Source organism: Geodermatophilus sp. SYSU D01105 (assembly GCF_054050095.1).
Map to the genome: position 1 here is coordinate 22,324 of NZ_JBJGYR010000009.1, position 22,628 is coordinate 44,951.

23 protein-coding genes are annotated in these 22,628 nt (G+C 75.4%); 15 read left to right on the plus strand and 8 right to left on the minus strand.

Going from position 1 to position 22,628, the window contains the following annotated elements:
• The first annotated feature begins 2 nt into the window (after positions 1 to 2).
• The 11 genes from ACI79I_RS10235 to gcvP all read left to right on the plus strand — a co-directional run bounded on the left by ACI79I_RS10235 (position 3) and on the right by gcvP (position 11,858).
• Positions 3 to 2,072: an elongation factor G-like protein EF-G2 gene (locus tag ACI79I_RS10235; RefSeq protein ID WP_456992231.1), complete on the plus strand. Its 2,070-nt coding sequence runs from the start codon at positions 3 to 5 to the stop codon at positions 2,070 to 2,072.
• A gap of 128 nt (positions 2,073 to 2,200) precedes the next feature.
• Positions 2,201 to 2,875, plus strand: coding sequence for a CDP-alcohol phosphatidyltransferase family protein (locus ACI79I_RS10240; protein WP_456992232.1), 675 nt, complete (start codon positions 2,201 to 2,203; stop codon positions 2,873 to 2,875).
• Positions 2,872 to 3,798: a DUF881 domain-containing protein gene (locus ACI79I_RS10245; protein WP_456992233.1), complete on the plus strand. Its 927-nt coding sequence runs from the start codon at positions 2,872 to 2,874 to the stop codon at positions 3,796 to 3,798. The genes ACI79I_RS10240 and ACI79I_RS10245 overlap by 4 nt, the downstream gene beginning before the upstream one ends.
• 2 nt (positions 3,799 to 3,800) lie before the next feature.
• Positions 3,801 to 4,133: a small basic family protein gene (locus ACI79I_RS10250; protein WP_456946197.1), complete on the plus strand. Its 333-nt coding sequence runs from the start codon at positions 3,801 to 3,803 to the stop codon at positions 4,131 to 4,133.
• Positions 4,130 to 5,170, plus strand: coding sequence for a DUF881 domain-containing protein (locus ACI79I_RS10255; RefSeq protein WP_456992234.1), 1,041 nt, complete (start codon positions 4,130 to 4,132; stop codon positions 5,168 to 5,170). Before ACI79I_RS10250 ends, ACI79I_RS10255 begins: the two co-directional genes overlap by 4 nt.
• Positions 5,171 to 5,214: 44 nt before the next feature.
• Positions 5,215 to 5,619, plus strand: a complete 405-nt coding sequence (gene gcvH, locus ACI79I_RS10260) for a glycine cleavage system protein GcvH (protein ID WP_456992235.1) — start codon at positions 5,215 to 5,217, stop codon at positions 5,617 to 5,619.
• 318 nt (positions 5,620 to 5,937) lie between these two features.
• Complete coding sequence (odhI, locus tag ACI79I_RS10265; RefSeq protein ID WP_456946200.1) at positions 5,938 to 6,453, plus strand: oxoglutarate dehydrogenase inhibitor Odhl; 516 nt, start codon at positions 5,938 to 5,940, stop codon at positions 6,451 to 6,453.
• Between the two features lie 67 nt (positions 6,454 to 6,520).
• Complete coding sequence (gene ftsR / locus ACI79I_RS10270; protein WP_456992236.1) at positions 6,521 to 7,237, plus strand: transcriptional regulator FtsR; 717 nt, start codon at positions 6,521 to 6,523, stop codon at positions 7,235 to 7,237.
• A 118-nt stretch (positions 7,238 to 7,355) separates the two neighbouring features.
• Positions 7,356 to 7,844: a bifunctional nuclease family protein gene (locus tag ACI79I_RS10275; RefSeq protein ID WP_456946202.1), complete on the plus strand. Its 489-nt coding sequence runs from the start codon at positions 7,356 to 7,358 to the stop codon at positions 7,842 to 7,844.
• Between the two features lie 247 nt (positions 7,845 to 8,091).
• Positions 8,092 to 8,664 (plus strand): MerR family transcriptional regulator, encoded by a 573-nt coding sequence (locus ACI79I_RS10280; protein WP_456946203.1) that lies wholly within the window; start codon positions 8,092 to 8,094, stop codon positions 8,662 to 8,664.
• 197 nt (positions 8,665 to 8,861) lie between these two features.
• A complete protein-coding gene (gene gcvP, locus ACI79I_RS10285) occupies positions 8,862 to 11,858 on the plus strand; it encodes an aminomethyl-transferring glycine dehydrogenase (RefSeq protein WP_456992237.1) in 2,997 nt (998 codons plus the stop codon).
• 148 nt (positions 11,859 to 12,006) lie between these two features.
• On the opposite strand, the gene ACI79I_RS10290 is transcribed toward gcvP, so the two are convergent.
• Both ACI79I_RS10290 and coaA read right to left on the minus strand, forming a co-directional pair.
• Positions 12,007 to 12,210: a DUF5999 family protein gene (locus ACI79I_RS10290; RefSeq protein WP_456992238.1), complete on the minus strand. Its 204-nt coding sequence runs from the start codon at positions 12,208 to 12,210 to the stop codon at positions 12,007 to 12,009.
• A 209-nt stretch (positions 12,211 to 12,419) separates the two neighbouring features.
• Positions 12,420 to 13,382, minus strand: a complete 963-nt coding sequence (gene coaA / locus ACI79I_RS10295; RefSeq protein WP_456992239.1) for a type I pantothenate kinase — start codon at positions 13,380 to 13,382, stop codon at positions 12,420 to 12,422.
• Between the two features lie 100 nt (positions 13,383 to 13,482).
• Here coaA and ACI79I_RS10300 point away from each other — a divergent pair, with 100 nt between their 5' ends.
• Positions 13,483 to 14,292, plus strand: a complete 810-nt coding sequence (locus ACI79I_RS10300) for a GNAT family N-acetyltransferase (protein WP_456992240.1) — start codon at positions 13,483 to 13,485, stop codon at positions 14,290 to 14,292.
• A gap of 6 nt (positions 14,293 to 14,298) precedes the next feature.
• On the opposite strand, the gene ACI79I_RS10305 is transcribed toward ACI79I_RS10300, so the two are convergent.
• Together ACI79I_RS10305 and ACI79I_RS10310 are read right to left on the minus strand one after the other, a co-directional pair.
• A complete protein-coding gene (locus ACI79I_RS10305) occupies positions 14,299 to 15,198 on the minus strand; it encodes an LppW family protein (protein ID WP_456992241.1) in 900 nt (299 codons plus the stop codon).
• 76 nt (positions 15,199 to 15,274) lie between these two features.
• Positions 15,275 to 15,820: a YbhB/YbcL family Raf kinase inhibitor-like protein gene (locus tag ACI79I_RS10310; protein WP_456992242.1), complete on the minus strand. Its 546-nt coding sequence runs from the start codon at positions 15,818 to 15,820 to the stop codon at positions 15,275 to 15,277.
• A 218-nt stretch (positions 15,821 to 16,038) separates the two neighbouring features.
• Here ACI79I_RS10310 and ACI79I_RS10315 point away from each other — a divergent pair, with 218 nt between their 5' ends.
• Entirely contained in the window at positions 16,039 to 16,770 is a 732-nt protein-coding gene (locus tag ACI79I_RS10315) for an HAD family hydrolase (protein ID WP_456992243.1), read from the plus strand.
• A complete protein-coding gene (locus tag ACI79I_RS10320) occupies positions 16,767 to 19,130 on the plus strand; it encodes a glycoside hydrolase family 65 protein (protein ID WP_456992244.1) in 2,364 nt (787 codons plus the stop codon). The genes ACI79I_RS10315 and ACI79I_RS10320 overlap by 4 nt, the downstream gene beginning before the upstream one ends.
• Positions 19,131 to 19,136: 6 nt before the next feature.
• Here ACI79I_RS10320 and ACI79I_RS10325 read toward each other — a convergent pair whose 3' ends face one another.
• Positions 19,137 to 19,856, minus strand: a complete 720-nt coding sequence (locus ACI79I_RS10325) for a M50 family metallopeptidase (RefSeq protein ID WP_456992245.1) — start codon at positions 19,854 to 19,856, stop codon at positions 19,137 to 19,139.
• Between the two features lie 288 nt (positions 19,857 to 20,144).
• On the opposite strand from ACI79I_RS10325, the gene ACI79I_RS10330 reads away from it, so the two are divergent.
• On the plus strand, positions 20,145 to 20,789 hold the full coding sequence (locus ACI79I_RS10330; protein WP_456992246.1) for a LysE family translocator: 645 nt from the start codon (positions 20,145 to 20,147) through the stop codon (positions 20,787 to 20,789).
• A gap of 11 nt (positions 20,790 to 20,800) precedes the next feature.
• Here the strand turns inward: ACI79I_RS10330 and ACI79I_RS10335 are convergent, their stop codons facing one another.
• From ACI79I_RS10335 to ACI79I_RS10345, 3 genes are read right to left on the minus strand one after another with little or no spacing between them, the layout of a single operon-like run.
• Entirely contained in the window at positions 20,801 to 21,400 is a 600-nt protein-coding gene (locus tag ACI79I_RS10335; protein ID WP_456992247.1) for a TIGR03086 family metal-binding protein, read from the minus strand.
• Positions 21,401 to 21,410: 10 nt separating this feature from the next.
• A complete protein-coding gene (locus tag ACI79I_RS10340) occupies positions 21,411 to 22,241 on the minus strand; it encodes a helix-turn-helix domain-containing protein (RefSeq protein WP_456992248.1) in 831 nt (276 codons plus the stop codon).
• A gap of 20 nt (positions 22,242 to 22,261) precedes the next feature.
• Positions 22,262 to 22,624 (minus strand): VOC family protein, encoded by a 363-nt coding sequence (locus tag ACI79I_RS10345; RefSeq protein ID WP_456992249.1) that lies wholly within the window; start codon positions 22,622 to 22,624, stop codon positions 22,262 to 22,264.
• Between the last annotated feature and the right edge of the window lie 4 nt (positions 22,625 to 22,628).

Below are 22,628 nucleotides of genomic sequence, written 5' to 3' on the forward strand. Positions count from 1 at the left end.
CCGTGGCCAAGGACACCGGGCCCGCCCCCGCCCCGCGGCCCGCCGAGAGGGTGCGCAACGTGGCCCTCGTCGGCCACGCGGGCGCGGGCAAGACCACCCTCGCCGAGGCCCTGCTGGTCGCCACCGGGGCGATCCCGCGGGCCGGTCGGGTGGAGGAGGGCACCACGTGCCTGGACAACGAGGAGGTGGAGGTCCGGCAGCAGCGGTCGGTGTCGCTCGGCGTGGCCACCGTCGAGCACGCCGACCACCGGATCACCCTGCTCGACACGCCCGGGTCCCCGGACTTCGTCGGCGAGCTGCGGGCCGGGCTGCGCGCCGCCGACGCCGCCCTGTTCGTCGTCTCCGCGGTCAACGGCGTCGACGCCGGCACCGTGCAGCTGTGGGAGGAGTGCGCGGCGATCGGCATGCCGCGCGCGGTGGTCGTCACCCAGCTCGACCGCGCCCGCGCCGACGTCGAGGAGACCGTCCGGCTGTGCCAGACGATGCTCGGCGAGGGCGTCTACCCCGTCCACCTCGTCGAGCGGGGGCCCGACGGTGCCGTCTCCGGGCTGGTCAACCTGCTGCAGCCCGGCGCGCAGGCCCCGGACGCCGACCGGCTCCGCAGCGAGCTGATCGAGGGCATCATCGGCGAGAGCGAGGACGAGGCGCTGATGGAGCGCTACCTCGCCGGCGACGAGCTGGTCCAGGGCGACCTCATGAGCGACCTGGAGACCGCGGTCGCGCGCGGCCACTTCCACCCCGTGCTCTGCGCCGCCCCGCTGCAGGGCATCGGCATCGACTCGCTGCTCTACCTGCTGGTCAACGGCTTTCCCTGCCCGATGGAGCACGGCTGCCCGCCGGTCACCCGGCCCGACGGCTCGAAGGCACCCCCGCTGTCCTGCGACCCCGACGGCCCGCTGGTGGCCGAGGTCGTCAAGACCACGACCGACCCCTACCTGGGCCGGGTCTCGCTGGTGCGGGTCTTCTCCGGCACCCTGCGGCCGGACACCCCGATCCACGTCTCCGGGCACGGCATGGCCGACCGCGGCCATCCCGACCACGACGTCGACGAGCGGATCGGCGCGGTCTCCTCCCCGCTGGGGTCGACGCTGCGCCCGGTCGCGTCCTGCCCCGCCGGTGACGTCTGCGCCGTCGCCCGCCTCACGTCGGCCGAGACCGGGGACACGCTCTCCTCGCCGGAGGACCCGCGGCTCATCCCGCCGTGGGAGCTGCCCACCCCGCAGCTGCCGGTCGCACTGGAGGCCGCGTCCCGGGCCGACGAGGACCGGCTTGCCACCGCGCTCACCCGGCTGGTCGCCGAGGACCCGACGGTGCGCCTGGAGCGCCGGCCCGACACCGGGCAGCTGCTGCTGTGGTGCGTCGGGGAGGCGCACGCCGAGGTGCTCCTGGAACGGCTGCGGGTGCGCCACGGCGTCACGGTGCAGACCGTGCCGGTGCGGGTCCCGATGGTGGAGACCCTCGCCGGGTCGGCCCGGGTCACCGGGCGGCACGTCAAGCAGTCTGGCGGGCACGGGCAGTACGCGATCGTCGTCGTCGAGGCCGAGCCGGGGCCGCCGGGGTCGGGCGTGGTGTTCGAGCAGCGGATCGTCGGCGGCACCGTGCCCAGCCAGTTCCACGGCAGCGTGGAGAAGGGCATCCGCGCCCAGGCCGAGCGCGGTGTCTCGGGGGACCGACCGATCGTCGACGTCCACCTCACCCTCGTCGACGGCAAGGCCCACTCGGTGGACTCCTCCGACGCGGCGTTCCAGGCGGCCGGCGCGCTGGCGCTGCGCGAGGCGGTCGCCGCCGCCGGCACCCGGGTGCTCGAGCCCTGGTGCGAGGTCGAGGTGGTGGTGCCCGGGGAGTACGTGGGCGCGGTGATGAGCGACCTGTCCTCCCGGCGGGCGCGGGTCACCGGCAGCGACGCCGATCCCGACCGCGACCGGACGACGGTGCGCGCCGAGGTGCCCGAGGTCGAGCTGCTGACCTACGCCGGTGCGCTGCGCTCGGTCTCCCACGGCACCGGCGGCTTCACCCGCCGGCCGCTGGGGTACGAGCCGGCGCCGCCCTCGCTCGCGGCGGTGCCGGCCTAGGAGCGGATCCCACCCAGGGGCCCGACGCGGAGGGAGCCGGGGAGCACGGTCGTCCCGGTGCGCCGCCCGGAGGACCGTCGGCGGAACGCACTAGCCTCGCAGGCGGTGTTCAGCGGGGTGGAGGTCACGTGACGTCGTCCAACGGGCCGTGGGCGGCTGCCCCGGCTCCCCTCGCCGGCGGGCCCGTGCCCGACCCGCCGGTCGTCGCCGACCGCAACGAGCTGCCCGACCGGGTCTGGACCGTCCCCAACGCCCTGTCGGTGCTGCGCCTGCTCGGCGTGCCGCTGTTCCTCTGGCTGCTGCTGGGCCCGCACGCCGACGGCTGGGCGGTGCTCGTGCTCGCGCTCGCGGGCCTCAGCGACTGGGCCGACGGGAAGATCGCCCGGGCGCTGGGCCAGTCCAGCCGGCTCGGTGCCCTGCTCGACCCGGCCGCCGACCGGCTCTACATCGTCGCCACGCTGGTCGCGTTCGTGCTGCGCGACGTCGTCCCGTTCTGGGTGGTCGCCGTCCTCATCGGCCGCGAGGTGGTGCTCGGGCTGATGCTGCTGGTGCTGCGCCGGTACGGCTACCCGCCGCTGCAGGTGCACTACCTGGGCAAGGCGGCGACGTTCAACCTGCTCTACGCCTTCCCCCTGCTGCTGCTCGCCGACGGCGACGGGCCGGTGGTCGCGGTGGCCCAGCCGATCGCGTACGCGTTCACCATCTGGGGCGGGACGCTCTACGTCCTGGCCGGCCTGTTCTACGTCGTCCAGGTGGTCGGCATCGTGCGCGCCGAGCGGGCCGTCGCCGGAGCCGCGCCGTGACCTCCACCCTGCAGCGCGGCGGTGGACCGCGTTCGCTGGGCGCCTCCCTGCTCGACCAGGTGCTGGCCGAGACCCTCGACCCCGCCTACCGCCAGGCCGCCGAGGCCCGGGCGGCCCGTGCGGCGGCCGAGGGCGTGCCGCCGGCGTCGCGGCGGCGCCGGGGGCAGGTGGCGGTCGCCCTCGTCCTCGCCGTCGCCGGCGTCCTCGCGGCGGTCACCTACGACCAGGCCGCCGCCGGGGCGCAGGGCCGCGAGGAGGTGCGCGAGGCGCTGGTCGCCGACATCGCGCAGGAGTCGCGGACCAACGACGACCTGACCGCGCAGCTCGAGCAGCTGCGCGCCGACCTCTCCGCCGCCCGCGACGACGCGCTCGCCGCCACGACGGTCGGGCAGCGGGCGCGCGACGAGCTGGCCGCCGCCGAGGCGGCCGCCGCCGTCGTGCCGGTGACCGGCCCGGGTCTGCTGGTCACCCTGGCCGACGCCGAGCCCGACGCCGACGCCGACCCGGTGGGCGGGGCGGGGGAGGAGGACCCCCGCGGGCAGGTGCACGACGGCGACCTGCAGGTGGTGGTCAACGCCCTGTGGGCGGCCGGCGCCGAGGCGATCAGCATCAACGACCGGCGGCTGGGCCCGGCCACCGCCATCCGGTTCGCCGGCGAGGCCGTCCTCGTCGACTTCCGTCCGGTCACCAACCCCTACCTGGTCAGCGCCATCGGCGACCCGGACACCCTGCGGTCCCGCTTCCTGGCCAGCCCGGAGGTCGTGGCGCTCGCCTCGATCTCCGAGTCGTTCGGTCTGCGTTTCGAGTTCGCCCAGGAGGACGAGCTGTCCCTGCCCGCCGGGAGCTCGCTGGAGCTCCGTTCCGCCACCCCGGTGTCCGAGGAGCCCGCCGCGCCGGCTCCCGAGCCCAGCCCGGGAGGCTGACCGTGATCCCCATCCTCGGCCTCGCGGTCGGTGTCGTCCTCGGGCTGGTGTTCGACCCGACCGTCCCGCTGTGGCTGCAGCCCTACCTGCCGATCGCCGTGGTCGCCGCCCTCGACGCGGTGTTCGGCGGCGTGCGCGCCCGCTTCGACGGCATCTTCGACGCGAAGGTGTTCGTCATCTCCTTCGTCTCGAACGTGGTCGTGGCGGCGCTGATCGTCTTCCTCGGCGACCAGCTGGGCGTGGGCGCCCAGCTGTCCACCGCGGTCGTCGTGGTCCTCGGCATCCGCATCTTCGGCAACGCCGCCGCCATCCGGCGGCACGTGTTCCGGGCATGAGCGGCGACGACCGCCCGGTTCCCGGGCCGGACGCCCCGGTCCCGGACGACGCCCCGCCGCCGTCGCCGGAGGCCGCCGTCGAGCGCGCCGCCGACGGCTCGTCCGGCGGCGACCCCGGCGACCCCGGCTCTCCCGGCGACCCCGGCTCTCCCGGCGACGCGGCGCCGTCGGCCGACGCCGTCCCGCCGGAACCGGCCGCCGCGCCCGCGCCCGGTGCGACGGCCGCCGGTGGGGGCGAGCCCCCGGCCGCGGTGGACGGCGAGGCGGCCGGCGCCCCGCCGGAGCCGCGGGAGCCGGACGGCGCGACGGGGGAGCCGCAGCCGGCCGCACCGGCTGCCGCGCGCAGGCGCCGGCGGGATCCCCTGGCGGCGCTGCTCATCGGCGTCCTCACCCTGCTGCTGGGGTTCGCCTTCGCCGTCCAGGTGCGCAACACCGGCACCGACGAGGACCTCGCCGGCGCGCGCGAGGAGGACCTGGTGCGCATCCTCGACGAGCTCAACGCCAGCGAGGACCGGCTGCGCGCCCAGATCGCCGACCAGCGGGCCGCGCTGCGGGACCTGAACAACTCCGACAGCCAGTCCGAGGCCGCCCTGGAGGAGGCCCGGCAGCGGGCCGAGGCCCTCGGCATCCTCAACGGCACGGTCGCCGCGCAGGGGCCCGGCCTGGTCATGGACATCCGCGACCCCGAGGGCCAGGTGCGGGTCGCCGACCTGCTCGACGCGGTCCAGGAGCTGCGCGGGGCCGGTGCGGAGACCATGGAGATCGACGGCGTCCGGGTCGGGGTGTCCACGGCGGTCACCGGCGAGCCGGGGGCGCTGCGCGTGGACGGGCAGCCGGTGACCAGCCCGTACGAGTTCGTCGTCATCGGCTCCCCGCAGGACATGGAGACCGCGATGAGCATCCCCGGCGGCGTGGTGGACCGGGTCGGCCGCCAGGGCGGCTCGGTGGAGATCACCCAGTCCGACCGGGTCGTCGTGGACGCGTTGCGGCCCCTCGACACGCCTCAATACGCTTCGCCGGACGCCGACGACGACTGACCCCGGCCGGCCACCACCCCACCCACGTCTGGAGACGACGCCGCATGACCACCCCCGACGACCGCCGCTACACCGAGCAGCACGAGTGGGCCCTGCTCCAGGACGGGGAGGGCGCGGCGTCCGTCGTCCGGGTGGGGATCACCGACCACGCCCAGGACGCGCTGGGCGACATCGTGTTCGTGCAGCTGCCGCAGGTGGGTGACGAGGTGGCGCCGGGCAACCCCATCGGCGAGGTGGAGTCCACCAAGTCGGTGTCGGACGTCTACTCGCCGGTCGCGGGGGTGGTCGCGGCGGTCAACGAGGCGCTGGCCGACGCGCCGGAGACCATCAACGCCGACCCCTACGGCGCCGGCTGGCTGGTGGAGATCGCCCTCCCGGAGGGAGCCGGCGACCCCACCGAGGCCCTGCTGGACGCCGCCGCCTACCAGGCGCTCGTCGACGCCTCCTGAGCCCGCCGGCGGGTCCGGCCCGTCCTCCGGCGCCGCGGCGAGGACCCGTCGGCGAGCCGGTCCCCTGACCCGCCTGCGCCCCGACGGCGATCACTATGCTTCCCGGGGGCGAGGGGCCGCGCCGCCCGCTGAGGGCGACGCCAGCCTCACCCTGGACCCTCGGTTGACCCTCGGGTCGGCCGCTGGTTCCATGACCCACGGCCCGCCGTGACCCACACGGCGGCCGACCCGCGACGGGCCGTCCGGCCCGTCGTCTGCCGGCCGCCCGACGACCCCAGGTCCGCGGCGGTGCCACCCCCTGCACCGGAGGAGACAGACGTGCACTGCACTCGTTGTGGCCACAACAACCCCGAGGGCAGTCGCTTCTGCGCGCAGTGCGGCGCGGCGCTGTCCCAGGAGCGGATCGGCGAGTCCACCAGCGTCATCCCCAAGGTCGGTGGCGAGGACTCCGCGGAGACGCCGGAGGTCACCGAGGCCGACGCCCACGCTGGCGCCATCGAGTCGCTCCCGGCCGGGTCGGCGCTGCTGGTCGTCAAGCGCGGACCGAACGCGGGCAGCCGCTTCCTGCTCGACCAGGACGTGACCACCGCCGGCCGGCACCCCGACAGCGACATCTTCCTCGACGACGTCACCGTCAGCCGCCGGCACGTGGAGTTCCACCGCGAGGGCGGTGGGTTCTCCGTGCACGACGTCGGCAGCCTGAACGGCACCTACGTCAACCGCGAGCCGGTCGACGTCGCGACCCTCGCCGGGGGCGACGAGGTGCAGATCGGCAAGTTCCGGCTGGTGTACCTCACCGGTCCGCGCACGGGCGAGCCCGCACCTCGCTCGTGACGGCGCCGGCGGGCTCGCTCCCGGACGGGGACCCGGTCCCCGCGGCAGCGACGGCAGGGTGACCGCGGTGACCTCGCGCGCGAGTGCGTTCGGGGACGCCGACGACCAGCACGCCCCTCGCCTCACCATCGGGGAGGTGCTGACCGTCCTCCGCGACGACTTCCCCGACGTGACGATCAGCAAGATCCGGTACCTGGAGTCCGAGGACCTCGTCCACCCGCAGCGCACGCCGTCGGGTTACCGGAAGTTCTCCTCGGCCGACGTGGCCCGGCTGCGGTACGTCCTGGCCGCGCAGCGCGACCACTACCTGCCGCTGCGGGTCATCAAGGAGCACCTCGACGCGCTCGACCGCGGCGAGCCGCTGCCCGGGGCCGGGGCCCCGGCGGCCGAGGCGCCGACCGAGGGGGCCGAGGCCGGCAGCCTGCCGCCGGAGCAGTTCGCGCAGGCGGCCGGCCTGGAGCCGGGACAGCTCGCCGCCTGCGTGCAGTTCGGCCTGCTCGCCCCGGACGCCGAGGGGCGCCACGCCGCGGCGGACCTGCCGATCGCCCGTGCGGCGGCGGGCCTGGCCCGGCACGGCATCGAGCCGCGCCACCTGCGCGTCTACCAGAACGGCGCCGAGCGCGAGGCCGGGCTGGTCGAGCAGCTGGTCGCGCCGGTGCTGCGCGCCCGGTCGGAGGAGGCCCGGACCCGGGCCACCGAGAAGCTCCGCGAGCTGGCCACCCTCTCGGCGCAGCTGCACGGAGCCCTGCTGGAGGCGCGCCTGCGGGACCTCCTGCGTCCCTGACTCGGGCGTACCGTGGTCCGGGTCGGTCCCCGAGCCCCCGGGCCGGTGCGCCGATCCGTCCACCAGCCGCCAGAACCGATCCACCGCCCGTCCGGGCCGCAGCTGAGGGAGCCCTCCCGTGCAGGAACTGAGAGTCGTCGGGGTCCGGGTCGAGCTGCCCGGGAACCAGCCGATCCTGCTGCTCAAGGAGACGCAGGGGGAGCGGTACCTGCCCATCTGGATCGGCGCGGTGGAGGCCGCCGCGATCGCGTTCGAGCAGCAGGGGGTGCGGCCGGCCCGGCCGATGACCCACGACCTGCTCAAGGACGTCGTGCGCGCGCTGGGCGCCACGCTCGAGGCGGTCAACATCACCGAGATGCGCGACGGCATCTACATCGCCGAGCTGGTGTTCGGCGACGAGCGGGTGGTCAGCGCCCGCCCCTCGGACGCCGTCGCCCTCGCCGTCCGCACCGGCGCGCCCATCTTCGGCGCCGAGGACCTGCTCGACGAGGTCGGGATCGAGATCCCCGACGAGCAGGAGGACGAGGTGGAGAAGTTCCGGGAGTTCCTGGACCAGATCTCCCCGGAGGACTTCGGAGCCGGATCCGGCTCCGGCGGCACTCCCTGAGGCTGCCTGCTCACCCTGCGTCTGGACTCAAGGAGAGGTCCAGACCTGCCGATACCCCTCTGATGGGTGAGTGCAGCGACACGCCGCTCGCCTCAGTTGACCGACCCCTGGCCCCGGCTTACGGTCGGCGAACAACACCGGTGTGACACATGGGACTCGACACGGCTCGGACGTGCAGTGACGTGACAGTGTGGACCACCGGGGTCCCCGCGGTGAGGTGCTGCGGGACGCAGAGGAGGACGCTGACGTGAGCGACCAGAGCAAGGGCTCCCAGGGTCAGCTCTTCAGCGACGCCGCCGTCGGGGCACCGTCCTACGACGAGGTCGACACCGACCTCGTCGGGTACCGCGGCCCGACGGCGTGTGCCGCTGCCGGCATCACCTACCGCCAGTTGGACTACTGGGCCCGTACCGGACTGGTCGCGCCGTCGGTGCGCAGTGCCACCGGGTCCGGGACACAGCGGCTGTACTCCTTCCGCGACATCCTCGTGCTGAAGGTCGTCAAGCGGCTGCTGGACACCGGGGTGTCCCTGCAGAACATCCGCAAGGCCGTCGACCACCTGCGCAACCGCGGCATCAAGGACCTCGCCAACGTCACCCTCTTCTCCGACGGCGCGACGGTGTACGAGTGCACCTCCGCCGAAGAGGTCGTCGACCTGCTCGCCGGCGGCCAGGGTGTCTTCGGCATCGCCGTCTCCGGTGCGCTGCGCGAGCTCTCCGGTGACATCGCCGAGCTCCCCGCCGAGCGCCTCGACGGCGGCCCGGTGCACCCCGCCGACGACGAGCTCTCACTGCGCCGTCGTCGCCGCGCCGCCGGCTGAGGCGATCGCACCGTCGTCCTCCGGACGACGACCGCAGCCAGGTGCCGTCCCCCGGCCGTGTGGAGCCGTTCCCCGGCCTGCCTCGGGGGGCCTCCGGCCCCGCTCGGCTGACCGGCCTCGCGGGGCGGCTCCCGTCCCAGCGTCGTCGCCCCGGGCGGTCCGGCTGACGCGGACGGCGCGCTGGTAGCGTCGTGGTAATGGCGGACCGTGCCCGTGAGCCCCTTCCCGCACTGAGCTCCCTGGACCCCGCCGGGTCCTTCGCCGGCCGGCACATCGGCCCGCGGGCCGACCAGACCGAGGCGATGCTCGCCGCCGTCGGCCACCCCTCGCTCCGGTCGCTGGTCGACGCCGCCGTGCCCGAGGGGGTGCGTGACCGGACGCCGATGGACCTCCCGCCGGCCGCCGACGAGGCCACCGTGCTGCGGCTGCTGCGCGAACGCGCCGCGGCCAACGACGTCTACACCTCGATGATCGGCCTGGGGTACTCCGGGACGGTCACGCCGGCGGTCATCTCGCGGACCATCCTGGAGAACCCCGCCTGGTACACCGCCTACACGCCCTACCAGCCCGAGATCAGCCAGGGCCGGCTCGAGGCGCTGATCAACTTCCAGACGATGGTCGCCGACCTCACCGGGCTGCCGGTGGCCGGGGCGTCCATGCTCGACGAGGCCACCGCGGCCGCCGAGGCGATGACCCTCGTCCGGCGGGCGGGACGGGCGAAGCCGGACGCGGTCTTCGTCGTCGACGCCGACACGCTGCCGCAGACGCTGGCCGTCCTGCAGACCCGCGCGGAGCCGCTGGGCATCCGGCTGCACGTCACCGACCTGTCCGCCGGGTGGCCGGCCGACCTGCCCGAGGCCGGAGCGTTCGGCGTGCTGCTGTCCTACCCCGGGGCCAGCGGCGCCGTCCGGGACCACCGGGCGCTGGCCGCCGCCGCGCACGAGGCCGGCGCGGCCGTGGTCGTGGCCGCCGACCTGCTCGCCCTCACCCTGCTGGAGGCGCCGGGGGAGTGGGGCGCCGACGTCGCCTGCGGCACCAGCCAGCGGTTCGGCGTCCCCATGGGCTACGGCGGCCCGCACGCCGGGTACCTGTCGGTGCGCGAGGGGCTGGCCCGCCAGCTGCCCGGCCGGCTGGTCGGGGTGTCGGTGGACGCCGACGGCGACGTCGCCTACCGGCTGGCGCTGCAGACCCGCGAGCAGCACATCCGGCGGGAGAAGGCCACGAGCAACATCTGCACCGCCCAGGTGCTGCTGGCCGTCATGGCCGGTGCCTACGCCGTCTACCACGGGGCCGAGGGGCTCACCGCCATCGCCGCCCGCGTGCACCGCAGCGCGCAGGCGCTGGCGACCTGGTTGCGGGCCGGCGGGGTGGACGTCGTCCACGACCGCTTCTTCGACACCGTGCAGGCCCGCGTGCCCGGCCGCGCCGCCGAGGTGGTCGCTGCCGCGGCCGACCGGCGGATCAACCTGCGGCTGGTCGACGCCGACACCGTCGGGGTGGCCTGCGACGAGACGACGACGCCGGAGGTCCTGCGCGCGGTGGCCGAGGCCTTCGGCGTCCGTGCGGATGACGCGGCGCTGGAGGACGCCGGCGCCGACGCGCTGCCCGCCGAGCTGCGCCGTCGCACGCCGTTCCTCACCCACCCGGTGTTCTCCGCGCACCGCTCGGAGACCGCGCTCATGCGGTACCTGCGGTCGCTGTCGGACAAGGACCTCGCCCTGGACCGCACGATGATCCCGCTGGGCTCGTGCACGATGAAGCTGAACTCCGCGGTCGAGATGGCGGCGATCAGCTGGCCGGAGTTCGCCCAGCTGCACCCCTTCGCCCCCGCCGGGCAGGCGCGCGGCTTCCGGCAGCTGATCGACGAGCTGTGCACCGCGCTGGCCGAGATCACCGGCTACGCCGCGGTCAGCGTGCAGCCCAACGCCGGCTCGCAGGGGGAGTTCGCCGGGCTGATGGCCATCCGCGGGTACCACCGCTCCCGCGGCGAGGAGCACCGCGACGTGTGCCTCATCCCGTCCTCGGCGCACGGCACGAACGCCGCGAGCGCGGTCATGGCCGGCATGCGGGTGGTCGTGGTGGCCTGCGACGAGGCGGGCAACGTCGACGTCGCCGACCTGAGGGGCAAGATCGGCCAGCACGCCGACCGGCTGGCCGCGATCATGATCACCTACCCGTCGACGCACGGGGTGTTCGAGACCGAGATCCAGTCGATCTGCGCCGCGGTGCACGACGCCGGCGGCCAGGTCTACGTCGACGGCGCCAACCTCAACGCGATGGTCGGCCTCGCCCGGCCGGGCCGGTTCGGTTCCGACGTCAGCCACCTCAACCTGCACAAGACCTTCTGCATCCCGCACGGCGGCGGCGGGCCGGGCGTGGGGCCGATCGGCGTCCGCGAGCACCTGGTGCCGTTCCTGCCCGGGCACCCGCTCGTGGACACCGGCTCGGACGGACCGACGGTGTCGGCCGCGCCGTGGGGGTCGGCCGGCATCCTGCCCATCTCCTGGGCCTACCTGCGGCTCATGGGCCCCGACGGGCTGACCCGGGCCACCGAGCACGCCATCCTGGGGGCCAACTACCTGGCCGCCCGGCTGCGCGAGCACTACCCGGTGCTCTACACCGGGGCCGGCGGGCTGGTGGCCCACGAGTGCATCCTCGACATCCGGCCGCTCACCAAGGCCACCGGGATCACCAACGACGACATCGCCAAGCGGCTGGTGGACTTCGGCTTCCACGCCCCGACGATGAGCTTCCCCGTGGCCGGGACGTTGATGGTGGAGCCCACCGAGAGCGAGGACCAGGACGAGCTGGACCGGTTCGTCGAGGCGATGGTCACCATCCGCCGGGAGATCGACAAGGTCGCCTCGGGCGAGTACGACCGGACCGACAACCCGCTGCGCAACGCACCGCACACGCTGCGCATGGTGGCGGGGGAGTGGACCCGGCCCTACCCCCGCGAGGTCGCCGTCTTCCCGGTCCCGCAGCTGCGTGACCGCGGGTACCTGAGCCCGGTCCGCCGGATCGACCAGGCCTACGGCGACCGCAACCTCGTGTGCTCCTGCCCGCCGCCGGAGGCGTTCGCCGACCCCGAGCCGGCGCCGGGTCCGGCCGTGCGGGTGCCCGACCGCAGCGAGGGAGCCCCCGACGACCTGGGGACGGCGGCCGACGCCGTGCCGGCGGGCGCCCAGGCCTGAGCGCCGATCGACCGCACGCGGCGCCCGGTCCCTGAGACCGGGCGCCGCGGCGTGGTCCGCTGTCCCCGATTCGTCCGTTATCCCCAACAGAGTCCGCCGCGGGAGCGGCGCGGCACGGGCCGGCGACGACGGGGGAGGAGCCGGCGGGTCAGGAGGCGGCGAGCTCGGGTGCCCGCCAGGCGCGGTGTGCGACGACCGTGCGGCCGTCGGGCAGCAGCTCGCCGTCGTCGTCGAAGAGGACCACGCCGTTGCACAGCAGGCTCCAGCCCTGCTCGGGGTGGCTGCAGACGACGGTGGCGAGGTCACGCTGGTCGCTGGTGGGGTCCGGGCAGGTCGGTACGTGGGAGCACATGGGATCTCTCCGGTCGGCCCGGCGAGCGTCGCCGGGGTCACTCAGGGTGTGTGTCCGGTCACTGGACGACGCCGAGTGTGCGCGCGCCACGGACCCCTGTCAGGTGACACACCTCACGACGTCACCCGTCCGGATGGGCAACTCTCGCCCGGCGGGGAGCGGGCCCCGCGGTGGGGGAGACCCGGCTCGGGTCCGGCGCAGGACCCGGCTCAGATCTTGCGCAGCAGGACCCGGCGCACCGCGTGGTCGGCCGACTTCTGCAGCACCAGCCGGGCCCGCGAGCGCGTCGGGGCGATGTTGCTGCGCAGGTTGGGTCCGTTCACCGCCGCCCAGATGCCCAGCGCGGTCTCCCGGGCCTGCTCGTCGGTGAGGTCGGCGAACCGGTGGAAGTAGGCCGAGCTGTCCTGGAACGCCGTCCGGCGCAGGGCCAGGAACCGGTCCACGTACCAGCGCTGGATGTCGGCCTCGGCGGCGTCGACGTAGACCGAGAAGTCGAAGAAGTCGGAGAGGAAGACCTCGGGCGCGCTGCCGTCGGCCCGCCGTCCGGCCTGCAGGACGTTGAGCCCCTCCAGGACGAGGATGTCGGGCCGGTCGACGACCTGCCGCGCTCCGAGGACGACGTCGTAGGACTGGTGGTCGTAGAGCGGGGCGCTGACCTCGCCGCGCCCGGACTTCACGTCGGCCAGGAAGCGCAGCAGCGCCCGCCGGTCGTAGCTCTCCGGGAAGCCCTTGCGGCCCAGCAGCCCGCGCGCCTCGAGCGCGGCGTTGGGCAGCAGGAACCCGTCGGTGGTGACCAGGTCCACCCGCGGCGCCCCGGGGCCCGCGGCCAGCAGCGTCTGGAGCAGGCGGGAGGTGGTGCTCTTGCCGACGGCGACGCTCCCGGCGACCGCGATGACGTAGGGGACCTTGGCCGTGGCGTCGCCCAGGAACTCGCTGCGCGCCGCCCACAGCCGCCGGCTGGCCTCCACGTGCAGCCGCAGCAACCCGGCCAGCGGCAGGTAGACCGTGGCCACCTCGTCGAGGTCGATGCGGTCGCCCAGCGAGGCCAGCGCGCGCAGCTGCTCCTCGTCCAGCGGCAGCCGGGTGCCCGCCGCGAGGGCCCGCCAGGAGTCGCGGTCGAACACCGCGTAGGGCGAGACCTGGTGTCGTGTCCCTGCCGTCACGGTGCCCATCGTGCCGTCCGGCCCCGTGCGCTCACCCGCCCGGGTGGCCCGCGGGGGGCGGGGCGCCGCCGTCGCGGCGCCGCCCGACCGCCCCGTCTAGGGTGCGCGTGTGCCCACGTCACCGGGGCTGCTCGAGTGCATCGAGCGGTACTTCGCCGCCGCGCCGCTCCCGGATGCCCGGATCGAGGCCGCCGGGGCCTTCGACGTGCCGGTGGGCGACCCGGAGTGGCCCCACCCGGCCCGTCCGCGGGCGGGGGAGGCGGTGACGGCCGAGGACGTCGGTGCCGCGGTCGCGCTGCAGCGGCGGTCCGGGCTGCCGGTGGCGCTCGAGTGGGTCTGCGAGTGCACGCCGTCGGCCGCGACGGCGGTGCGGGCGGCCGGCCTCGTCGTGGAGGAGTCCCCGCTGCTGGTCGCCGCCGACCCGGTCGAGCTGCTGCTCCCGCACGGGGTCCGGCTCTACCTCGTGGGTGCCGACGACCCCGAGCTGCCGCGCTACCAGCGGCTCGCGTCGATCGCCTTCGCCCACCCCGGCCCGCGCGCCGACGTGGGGGAGGAGCCGGCGGTGGCGGCGCCGCAGTCGCCCCGGACGGCGGTGCTGCGGGAACGGATCGCCAGCGGCCGGACGGTCATGATGGTGGCCGTCGAGGACGGCGACCCGGTCGCGGTCGGCGCCCACCACCCGGTCGACATCGGCGGCTCCGAGGTCAGCGAGATCACCGGGGTGGCGACGCTGCCCCGCTTCCGCGGCCGCGGCCTGGGGGCGGCGGTAGCCTCCACCCTGGCCGCGCACGCCCGGGAGACCGCCGACCTGGTCTTCCTCGTCGCCGGGGACGACGACGTGGCCCGCGTGTACGAGCGGGTGGGGTTCGCCCGGCTGGCCACCGTCGGGGTGGCCGGGCCGGCCGCGGCCGGGGACTGAACCGGCTCAGGACCCGGGCGGGAGTGCGGCGAGGGCCGCGGCGGCCGCCGTCAGCGCCGCCCGGCCGGCGGCCCAGCCGACCGAGCGCGGTACCTCGCTGAGCAGCACGACGACCTTCCCGTCGCGGACGGCGACCGAGTGCAGGTGCCGCTGCCCGCCGACGCAGCACATCCAGCCCTGCTTGACCGCCGGCGTCCCGGGCAGGGCCCCGAAGGTCCCGAACCGCTGGTCGAAACCGTCCGCCGCGACCGGGGTCGCCCCCTGCATCCAGCCGGTGAGGGTCGCGGCGTCGTCCGGGTGGGGGACGACGGGCAGCAGGGCGAGGAAGCGGGCGAGGTCGCGCGCGGTCGTGGTCGCCTCGCCCCACTCGCCGAGGACGCGGGGTGGCGCGGTGCGGGTCAGGCCGTAGCGGGCGGCGACGTCCCGCACGAGGCCGGGGCCGTCGAAGCGCCCCCACACCGCGGACGCGGCGGGGTCCGAGGACCGGGCGATCATCCGCTGCAGCGTGCCCAGGTCGTCGGGGGTGAGCGTCACCTGTCCCGCGCGGGCCCGTGCCAGGACGCCCTCGGCGAGGAACAGCTTGACCAGCGACGCGGTGGGGAAGACCCGGTCGCCCTGCCCGTTGTCGGCGCTGGCGGCGGCCAGCCGGGTGGTGCGTGCCTCGATCGCCCGCGCGGTCAGGCCGGTCAGCGGGGTCTGCTGCGGGGCGACGACGACCGCCAGCGTGCCGGTGTCGCCGAAGGCGGCCGCGGCGGCCGCGACCGCGTCCGCCGACGAGACCGCGGTCGCCGCCGCGGGCGGAGCGGGCCAGGCGGCCACGAGGAGGACGCCCACCAACGCGATGAGCAGCGCGGACGTGCCGCGGGCACGCCCGGGGCCGGATCGGGGCGACGCGACCGCCGGCATGCCGTCATCGTGCGCCCGCTATCTGGGAGAAGCTTCAGTTCTCAAAGAACTGCCGCGTGTTCCTCACCCGCTGGAGTCAGTCTTGTACGTAGGTGGCCACTAGGGTCGCCCGTCCGAGTGTGTGGCCGAACAGGTTGAAGCCGAGGACGGCGGGCGTGGTGTCGGGCGTGACGTCCAGCGTCTCGGTGTCCACGGCGTGCACGGTGATGAAGTACCGGTGCGGGCCGTGCCCGGCCGGGGGTGCGGCGCCCACGTAGCCGGGGAACCCGGCGTCGTTGCGCAGCTGCACCGCTCCCTCGGGCAGGCCCGAGCCGTCCCGGTCGCCGGCGCCGCTGGGCAGCTCGGTGACCGTGGCCGGGATGTTGGCCACCGCCCAGTGCCAGAAGCCGCTCTGCGTGGGCGCGTCGGGGTCGTAGACGGTGACTGCGAAGCTGCGCGTGCCCTCCGGGAAGCCCGACCAGGACAGCTGCGGCGAGCGGTCCTCACCTCCGGCGCCCATGACCCCGCTGACGTGCGGCATGGGCAGCGGCTGGCCGTCGCTGCAGTCGGTGCTGGTCAGCTCGAAGCCGGGCACCTGCGGGAGGAAGTCGAAGGGGTCGGGCGGCGTCGGGCGGTCGGCCATGGGGGTCCTCTCCTCGGTCCTCCGCGGGACGGGTGCCCCGCGTCCGCCGCCGACCTTAGGAGGACCCCGCCCTCCCCGCCCCTCGCGCTGGGAGGCCCCTGCCTCCCGGCACGCGCAGGCGCCCGGGGGGACCCGGCGGGGGCGGGGAGGGGGCCGCTCGTCGGTGAACAGCGGGTTCCCGTCCGACGCGCGACGCCGGGCGCCGGTAGCGTCGGGCCGTGCTCGGACTCCCGGACTCCATCCGCGCCTGCCTGTTCGACCTCGACGGCGTCCTGACCCGGACCGCGACGGTCCACATGGCGGCCTGGAAGCGCACGTTCGACGAGTTCCTGCACCGGCGGGACCCGGCGGCGCCGGAGTTCACCCAGGACGACTACAACCGCTACGTCGACGGCAAGCCCCGCCTCGACGGGGTCCGCGACTTCCTGGCCAGCCGCGGCATCACGCTGCCGGAGGGCACGCCCGACGACCCGCCCGACGCCGAGACGGTGCACGGTGTCGGCCTGCGCAAGAACGACCTGGTCCTGGCCGAGCTGGCCGAGCACGGCGTCGACGTCTACCCCGGGTCGGTGCGCTACCTGCGGGCGGTCAAGGACGCGGGGCTGCTCACCGCCGTGGTGACCGCCTCCCGCAACGGCGGCGACGTGGTGTCGGCCGGCGGGTTCGCCGACCTGGTCGACACCCGGGTCGACGGCGTCGTCGCCGCCGAGCAGCAGCTGCGCGGCAAGCCCGCGCCGGACACCTTCCTCGCCGCCGCCCGGGAGCTCGGGGTCGACCCGGCCGGCGCCGCGGTGTTCGAGGACGCCCTGGCGGGTGTGGCGGCCGGCCGTGCGGGGCAGTTCGGCCACGTCGTCGGTGTCGACCGGGTGGGCCAGGCCGAGGCGCTCCGGGCGAACGGCGCGGACGTCGTCGTCACCGACCTGGCGCAGCTGCTGGAGGGCGGGTCATGACCGAGGGACGGCCGAGCTTCCCCGTCGAGCCGTGGGCGCTCACCGAGATCGGCCTCGACCACGCGTCGCTGGCCGTGCACGAGTCGGTGTTCGCCCTGGCCAACGGGCACATCGGCATGCGCGGCTCGTTCGAGGAGGGGGAGCCGGTCGTGGTGCCGGGCACCTACCTCAACGGCTTCTTCGAGGAGCGGCCGCTGCCCTACGCCGAGGCCGGCTACGGCTTCCCCGAGCAGGGGCAGACCGTGGTCAACGTGACCGACGGAAAGCTGATCCGGCTGCTGGTCGGCGACACCCCGCTCGACCTGGACTACGGCGAGATCATCGACCACCGCCGCACCCTCGACCTGCGCCGCGGGCTGCTGCGCCGCACCACCGAGTGGCGCTCCCCGAACGGGCGCACGGTCCGTGTCACCAGCACCCGGCTGGTCTCCCTGCGCCGCCGGTCCATCGCCGCCATCGAGTACCGCGTCGAGTGCACCGACGGCCGCGGCGACCTCTACGTCGCCCTGCAGTCGGACCTGCTGGCCAACGAGCCGATCGACAGCGGCAGCGAGGCCGACGACCCGCGGGCGGCCGCGGCCCTGGCCCACCCGCTGGTCAGCGAGATGGCCGTGGCCCGCGGCCAGCGCGCCGTACTGGTGCACCGCACCCGCCGCAGCAAGCTGCGCCTGGCCGCCGGCATGGACCACGTCGTCGAGGTGCCCGACAGCTCCACCGAGGACATCGAGGCGGGGGAGGACCTCGCCCGGTTCACCCTGGCCGCGCGGCTGCCGCAGGGGTCGGCGGTGACGATGGTCAAGTACCTGGCCTACGGGTGGTCCTCCCGCCGGTCGGCGGCGGCCCTGCGCGACCAGGTCGAGGGCGCGCTGGCGACGGCGAAGCTCGCCGGGTTCGAGCGGCTGGTGCGCGAGCAGCGGGAGGTGCTCGACGCGCACTGGGCGCACGCCGACGTGGAGGTCGAGGGGGACGACGAGCTGCAGCAGGCGGTGCGGGTCGGCGTGTTCCACGTGCTGCAGGCCGGGCTGCGCGCCGAGCGGCAGCCGATCCCGGCCAAGGGGCTGACCGGCCCCGGCTACGACGGGCACACCTTCTGGGACACCGAGACCTACGTGCTGCCGGTGCTCACCTACATCGCGCCCGAGGCGGCCCGCGACGCGCTGCGCTGGCGGCACTCGACCCTGGACCTCGCCCGCGAGCGGGCCCGGGTGCTCGGCCTGCACGGGGCGGCGTTCCCCTGGCGGACCATCCGCGGCGAGGAGACCTCCGGCTACTGGCCGGCCGGGACGGCGGCCTTCCACATCAACGCCGACATCGCCGACGCCGTCGTCCGCTACCACAACGCCACCGAGGACGAGGAGTTCGACCGCGACCACGGCGCCGAGCTGCTCATCGAGACCGCGCGGCTGTGGGCGTCCCTGGGGCACTTCGACGACGAGCACGGGTTCCGCATCGACGGCGTCACCGGGCCCGACGAGTACACCGCCGTGGTCGACAACAACGTCTTCACCAACCTGATGGCCCAGCGGAACCTGCGGGAGGCGGCGGCGGCGGTCAAGCGGCAGCCCGACGTCGCCGGGCGGCTGGACGTGACCGACGCCGAGCTCGACACCTGGCTGCGGGCGGCCTCCCTGATGGCCGTGCCCTACGACACCCGGCACGGCGTGCACATGCAGTCCGACGCCTTCACCCACCACGAGGAGTGGGACTTCGAGAGCACGCCCCCGGACTGCTACCCGCTGCTGCTGCACTACCCCTACTTCGACATCTACCGCAAGCAGGTCGTCAAGCAGGCCGACCTGGTGATGGCCCTGCACCTGCGCGGCGACGCCTTCACGCACGAGGAGAAGGTCGCCGACTTCGCGTACTACGAGGCGCGCACGGTGCGGGACTCCTCCCTGTCGGCCGCGCCGCAGGCCGTCGTCGCGGCCGAGACCGGGCACCTCGAGCTGGCCCACGACTACTGGGGCGAGGCCGCCCTCACCGACCTGCAGAACCTGCACGGCAACTCCGGGCACGGCCTGCACATCGCCGCGCTGGCCGGCGGCTGGACCGTCGCGGTGGCCGGCCTCGGCGGCATGCGCGACCACGACGGGCACCTGACCTTCGCGCCGCGGCTGCCCGAGGGGATCTCCCGGCTGCGCTTCCGGCTCAACTACCAGGGCCGCTGCCTGACGGTGACGGTCACCCCGACCGAGGCGGGCTACCGGGTGTCGGAGGGCGAGCCGCTCGACGTCCACCACCACGGCCGGCGGCTGACCGTGGCCGAGGACGAGGTGGTCGCCGCGATCCCGCCCGCACCGCCCGTCGAGCCGGTGCGCCAGCCGGCGGGTGCGGCGCCCCGGCGGCGCGGGCGGGAGTGAGCCGGCTCAGCCGGCCCAGCGCTCGCCGAGCAGCCACCAGCCGCCCAGGAGCAGGGCGCCGACGTCGACCAGCAGGAACACCCCCACCCACAGCAGGGCCGGCAGGCGGGTGAGCCGGGCCAGCTGGTCGGCGTCGGAGTCGGGCGCACCGCGGCGGCGCCGCGAGCGCTGCAGCTCGAGCACCGTCCGCGGGGCGGCGAGCAGCAGGAACCACGTCCCGGCGGCGGCGAACGCGGCCTGGCCGCCCGGCGGGAGCCACGCGGTCACGGCGACCAGCACCGCGCCGGTGACCAGCACCGCCCACAGCCCGAACCAGTTGCGGATCTGCACCAGCAGCAGCGCCAGCAGGGCCAGCAGCGCCCACAGCAGCCCGACCGCGTGGCCGGAGGCCAGCAGCGCGGCCGCGCCCAGGCCGAACAGCGCCGGCCCCGTGTAGCCCGCCGCGCAGGTCAGCACCATCCCGATCCCGGTGGGCCGGCCGGCCGAGACGGTCAGGCCCGAGGTGTCCGAGTGCAGCCGGATCCCCGACAGGCGGCGGCCGGCCGCGAGGGCGACCAGGCCGTGCGCGCCCTCGTGGGCGATCGTCACGACGGTCCGGGCCGGCCGCCACAGGGCGGGGGAGAGGACGACGACGGCGGCCGCGGCCAGGGTGGCCAGCAGCACCGCGGTGGGCAGGTCGGGGACCGGGGTGGTGACGCGGGTCCAGAAGCGCTCGACGACGTCCACGGCGGCGAGTCAACCGCAGCCGCCTGTGAGCCGACCCCGCAGGTCACTGAGCCGTTATCCCCAACACAGCCTCGACTGACAGGCAACGAGCAGAACCACAGCAGTGAGGCGGCCATCTCCGGGTGCGGCGCCGGACGGGGAGGGGCCGCCCCGGAGGGATACCACGACGTCGGTCCCGAGTTCGCCTTCGCCCTCGGCTGCCACCTCGACGGGGTGGCGCAGCACATGGCCCGCTCGGCGCCGGGAAAGCCGTCGACCGGCTGAGGCCGGGACTGTCACCATCCGGCCGTGGACGTGGTCTCCTCGCTGCCGGCCTTCGTGCTGGCGGTCCTGCTCATCTCGGCCTCACCCGGGCCGGCGATGGCACTCATCTTCCGGCGGGCGGCCCTGCGCGGGCTCGCCGGCGCGGTGCCCACCGTCCTCGGCCTCGAGGCGGGCCTGTACCTGTGGGCCCTGTTCGCCGGCGCCGGGTTCGCCGCGCTGGTCGCCGCGTCCGAGATCGCCTACCTGGTGCTGCGGGTGGTCGGCGCCGCCGTGCTGCTGGTGCTCGGTGTCCGCGCCTGGCGGGCGGCGTGGCGGGAGCGCGGCCGGCCGGACGTGCCCGGCCCCGCGGTCCCCCCGGTCGGCCGCCGGCGCTGGTGGACGGCGTTCGGCGAGGGCCTCCTCGTGCAACTGGCCAACCCCAAGGCGGCCGTGTTCATGATCGCCTTCTATCCGCAGTTCGTCCCCGCCGACGGCCCGGTGTTCGCGACGACGGCGCTGCTCGGCCTGCTGCAGATCACCCTGGAGACGGGCCTCTACCTGGCGCTGGCCGCCGGCGTCGCGCGGGCCGGGACGTGGTTCCGCCGCCCGCGGGTCCGCCGGCGGCTCGAGGCGGTGAGCGGCACGGTCCTGGTCGCCCTCGGCGTCCGGGTGGCGGTCTCCAGCCGCTGACGGGGCGCGGGTCAGGGGCGCCAGCCGGGGTCGCGGCCGGACAGCCGCAGCGCCCGCTCGAACGTCGGCGTGGCGTCGTCGACCGCCAGCTCGGCGGCGAACCCGCCGTACTGGCGGAACAGCTCCCCGTGCTCCACCACCAGGTCGAGGACGAGGCGGGCGGTCTCCTCGCCCACCTGGACCTGCTGGCCGGTCGCCCGGGCGACGTCCCAGCCGTGGACGACGAGCTCCTTGACCAGCATCCCGGCGACCGTCTCCGCCGGGACGGCCGTGCCACCGATGTCGACGGTGCCCTGCCAGGCGGCCGGTTCCCGCCAGGCGGCCAGCGCCCGGTCCAGCTGGGCGGCGTAGCGCTGCGACCAGTCGGCGTCCGCGGTGAAGTCGCGGGTGGTCAGCTCCTCGGGGATCGGCTCCCGCCGGGCGCGGCACTCCAGCCCGTGGGCGCTGTAGAGGATCCAGTGGTCCAGCAGGGCGCGCAGGTCCCACTCGGCGTCCGGGGTGGGGGAGTCCAGGGGGGCACCGGTGGCACCGGCGGCGATCTGGCGGGCCTCGCCGGCCGCCTCCTCGAGCCGGTCGTACAGGGCGGGCAGCGTGGTGGGCGTCGAGGTCATGTCCGGGACGCTAGGCAGGCCGGCCGCCGTCGGTCTTGGAGGAACGCGACACCTCCGCGCCGGCGGCCTCGCGCGCGTACCGGGCCGGGGGTGTGCCGACGGCGGCGGTGAAGTCACGGACCAGGTGGGCCTGGTCGCTGTAGCCCAGCTCGGCCGCGACGGCGGCCCAGTCCACGTCCCCGACGAGGGCCCGCTCGGCGACCTCGCGCAGCCGGGCGGCCCGGATGAGTTGCTTGACCGGCAGCCCGACGGCGTCGGCGAAGGCCCGCTGCAGCCGGCGGACGCCGTAGCCGGTGCGCTGGGCGAGGTGGTCGACGCGGGTGATGGACCGGTCGGCCTCGATGAGCGCGACGGCGGCGTCCAGCGCGGCGCGGTCGGCGACGGGGGAGCGCGCCAGGGTCGCCAGGCACGGCTCGAGGACCGCGCGGACCGCCGCGAGGTCGGCGCCGGCACGGACCCGCTCCTCCAGGCCCGCCGGCAGGGGGAGCAGCTCCTCGGCGGCCACGACGCGGTCGCGCAGCTCGCTGACCGGCCGGTCGACCAGGCACCGGAAGGACGCCGGCCGGAACCGCACCGCGGAGACGGTGGCGGCGCCGGTGAGCGGTCGCCGGTAGGTGCCCGAGACCGGTCCGGTGACCCAGGCGCCGTCGGGCTCGAAGGACAGGTTGACCGCGGGGTAGGACAGCACGAGGGACTCGTGGCTGGTCCCGGGCGGCAGCTCCCACGACACCCGCCAGTACAGCGCGACCAGGTCGGCGAGGGCCTCCGACGGCGCCAGCCGCTCCAGCCGGAAGACGTCGGGGATCGCCGACGGGCGCACGATGCCCCGGGTGCTGCTCACCCGGGGACCCTACGGGCGGCTCAGCGTGTCTGGGTCAGGTTGACGACGTTGCCGTCGGGGTCCGTGACGTGCGCGACCCGCTGACCCCACGGCATGTCGTTGGCCGGGCCGGGTGCCTGTCCGCCCAGTTCCGTCACGCGCGGCAACAGCGCGTCGACGTCGTCCACCTCGATGCTCAGCAGCATCCGGCCGGGGTCGCCGGGGACGACGGAGCCGTCGGAGGACAGGCCCAGCTCCGAGGTGCCGACCTGGAGGCCGACGTAGGACACGGGGCCGTCGTCGGGGTACCGCATCGTCTCCGTGGCGCCCAGGACGCCGGTGTAGAACGCGTGCAGCCGGTCGACGTCCGGGGTGACGATGATCGGTCGGATGGTGCTCGGCACGGGA

What these genes read in the sequence shown, in the direction of transcription:
- ACI79I_RS10255 (WP_456992234.1), top strand. Translation starts at nt 4,130, where the DNA reads ATGAGCGGCGACGACCGCCCGGTTCCCGGGCCGGACGCCCCGGTCCCG.
- ACI79I_RS10335 (WP_456992247.1), bottom strand. Translation starts at nt 21,400, where the DNA reads ATGACCTCGACGCCCACCACGCTGCCCGCCCTGTACGACCGGCTCGAG.
- gcvH (WP_456992235.1), top strand. Translation starts at nt 5,215, where the DNA reads ATGACCACCCCCGACGACCGCCGCTACACCGAGCAGCACGAGTGGGCC.
- ACI79I_RS10305 (WP_456992241.1), bottom strand. Translation starts at nt 15,198, where the DNA reads ATGCCGGCGGTCGCGTCGCCCCGATCCGGCCCCGGGCGTGCCCGCGGC.
- ACI79I_RS10320 (WP_456992244.1), top strand. Translation starts at nt 16,767, where the DNA reads ATGACCGAGGGACGGCCGAGCTTCCCCGTCGAGCCGTGGGCGCTCACC.
- ACI79I_RS10290 (WP_456992238.1), bottom strand. Translation starts at nt 12,210, where the DNA reads ATGTGCTCCCACGTACCGACCTGCCCGGACCCCACCAGCGACCAGCGT.
- coaA (WP_456992239.1), bottom strand. Translation starts at nt 13,382, where the DNA reads ATGGGCACCGTGACGGCAGGGACACGACACCAGGTCTCGCCCTACGCG.
- gcvP (WP_456992237.1), top strand. Translation starts at nt 8,862, where the DNA reads ATGGCGGACCGTGCCCGTGAGCCCCTTCCCGCACTGAGCTCCCTGGAC.
- ACI79I_RS10310 (WP_456992242.1), bottom strand. Translation starts at nt 15,820, where the DNA reads ATGGCCGACCGCCCGACGCCGCCCGACCCCTTCGACTTCCTCCCGCAG.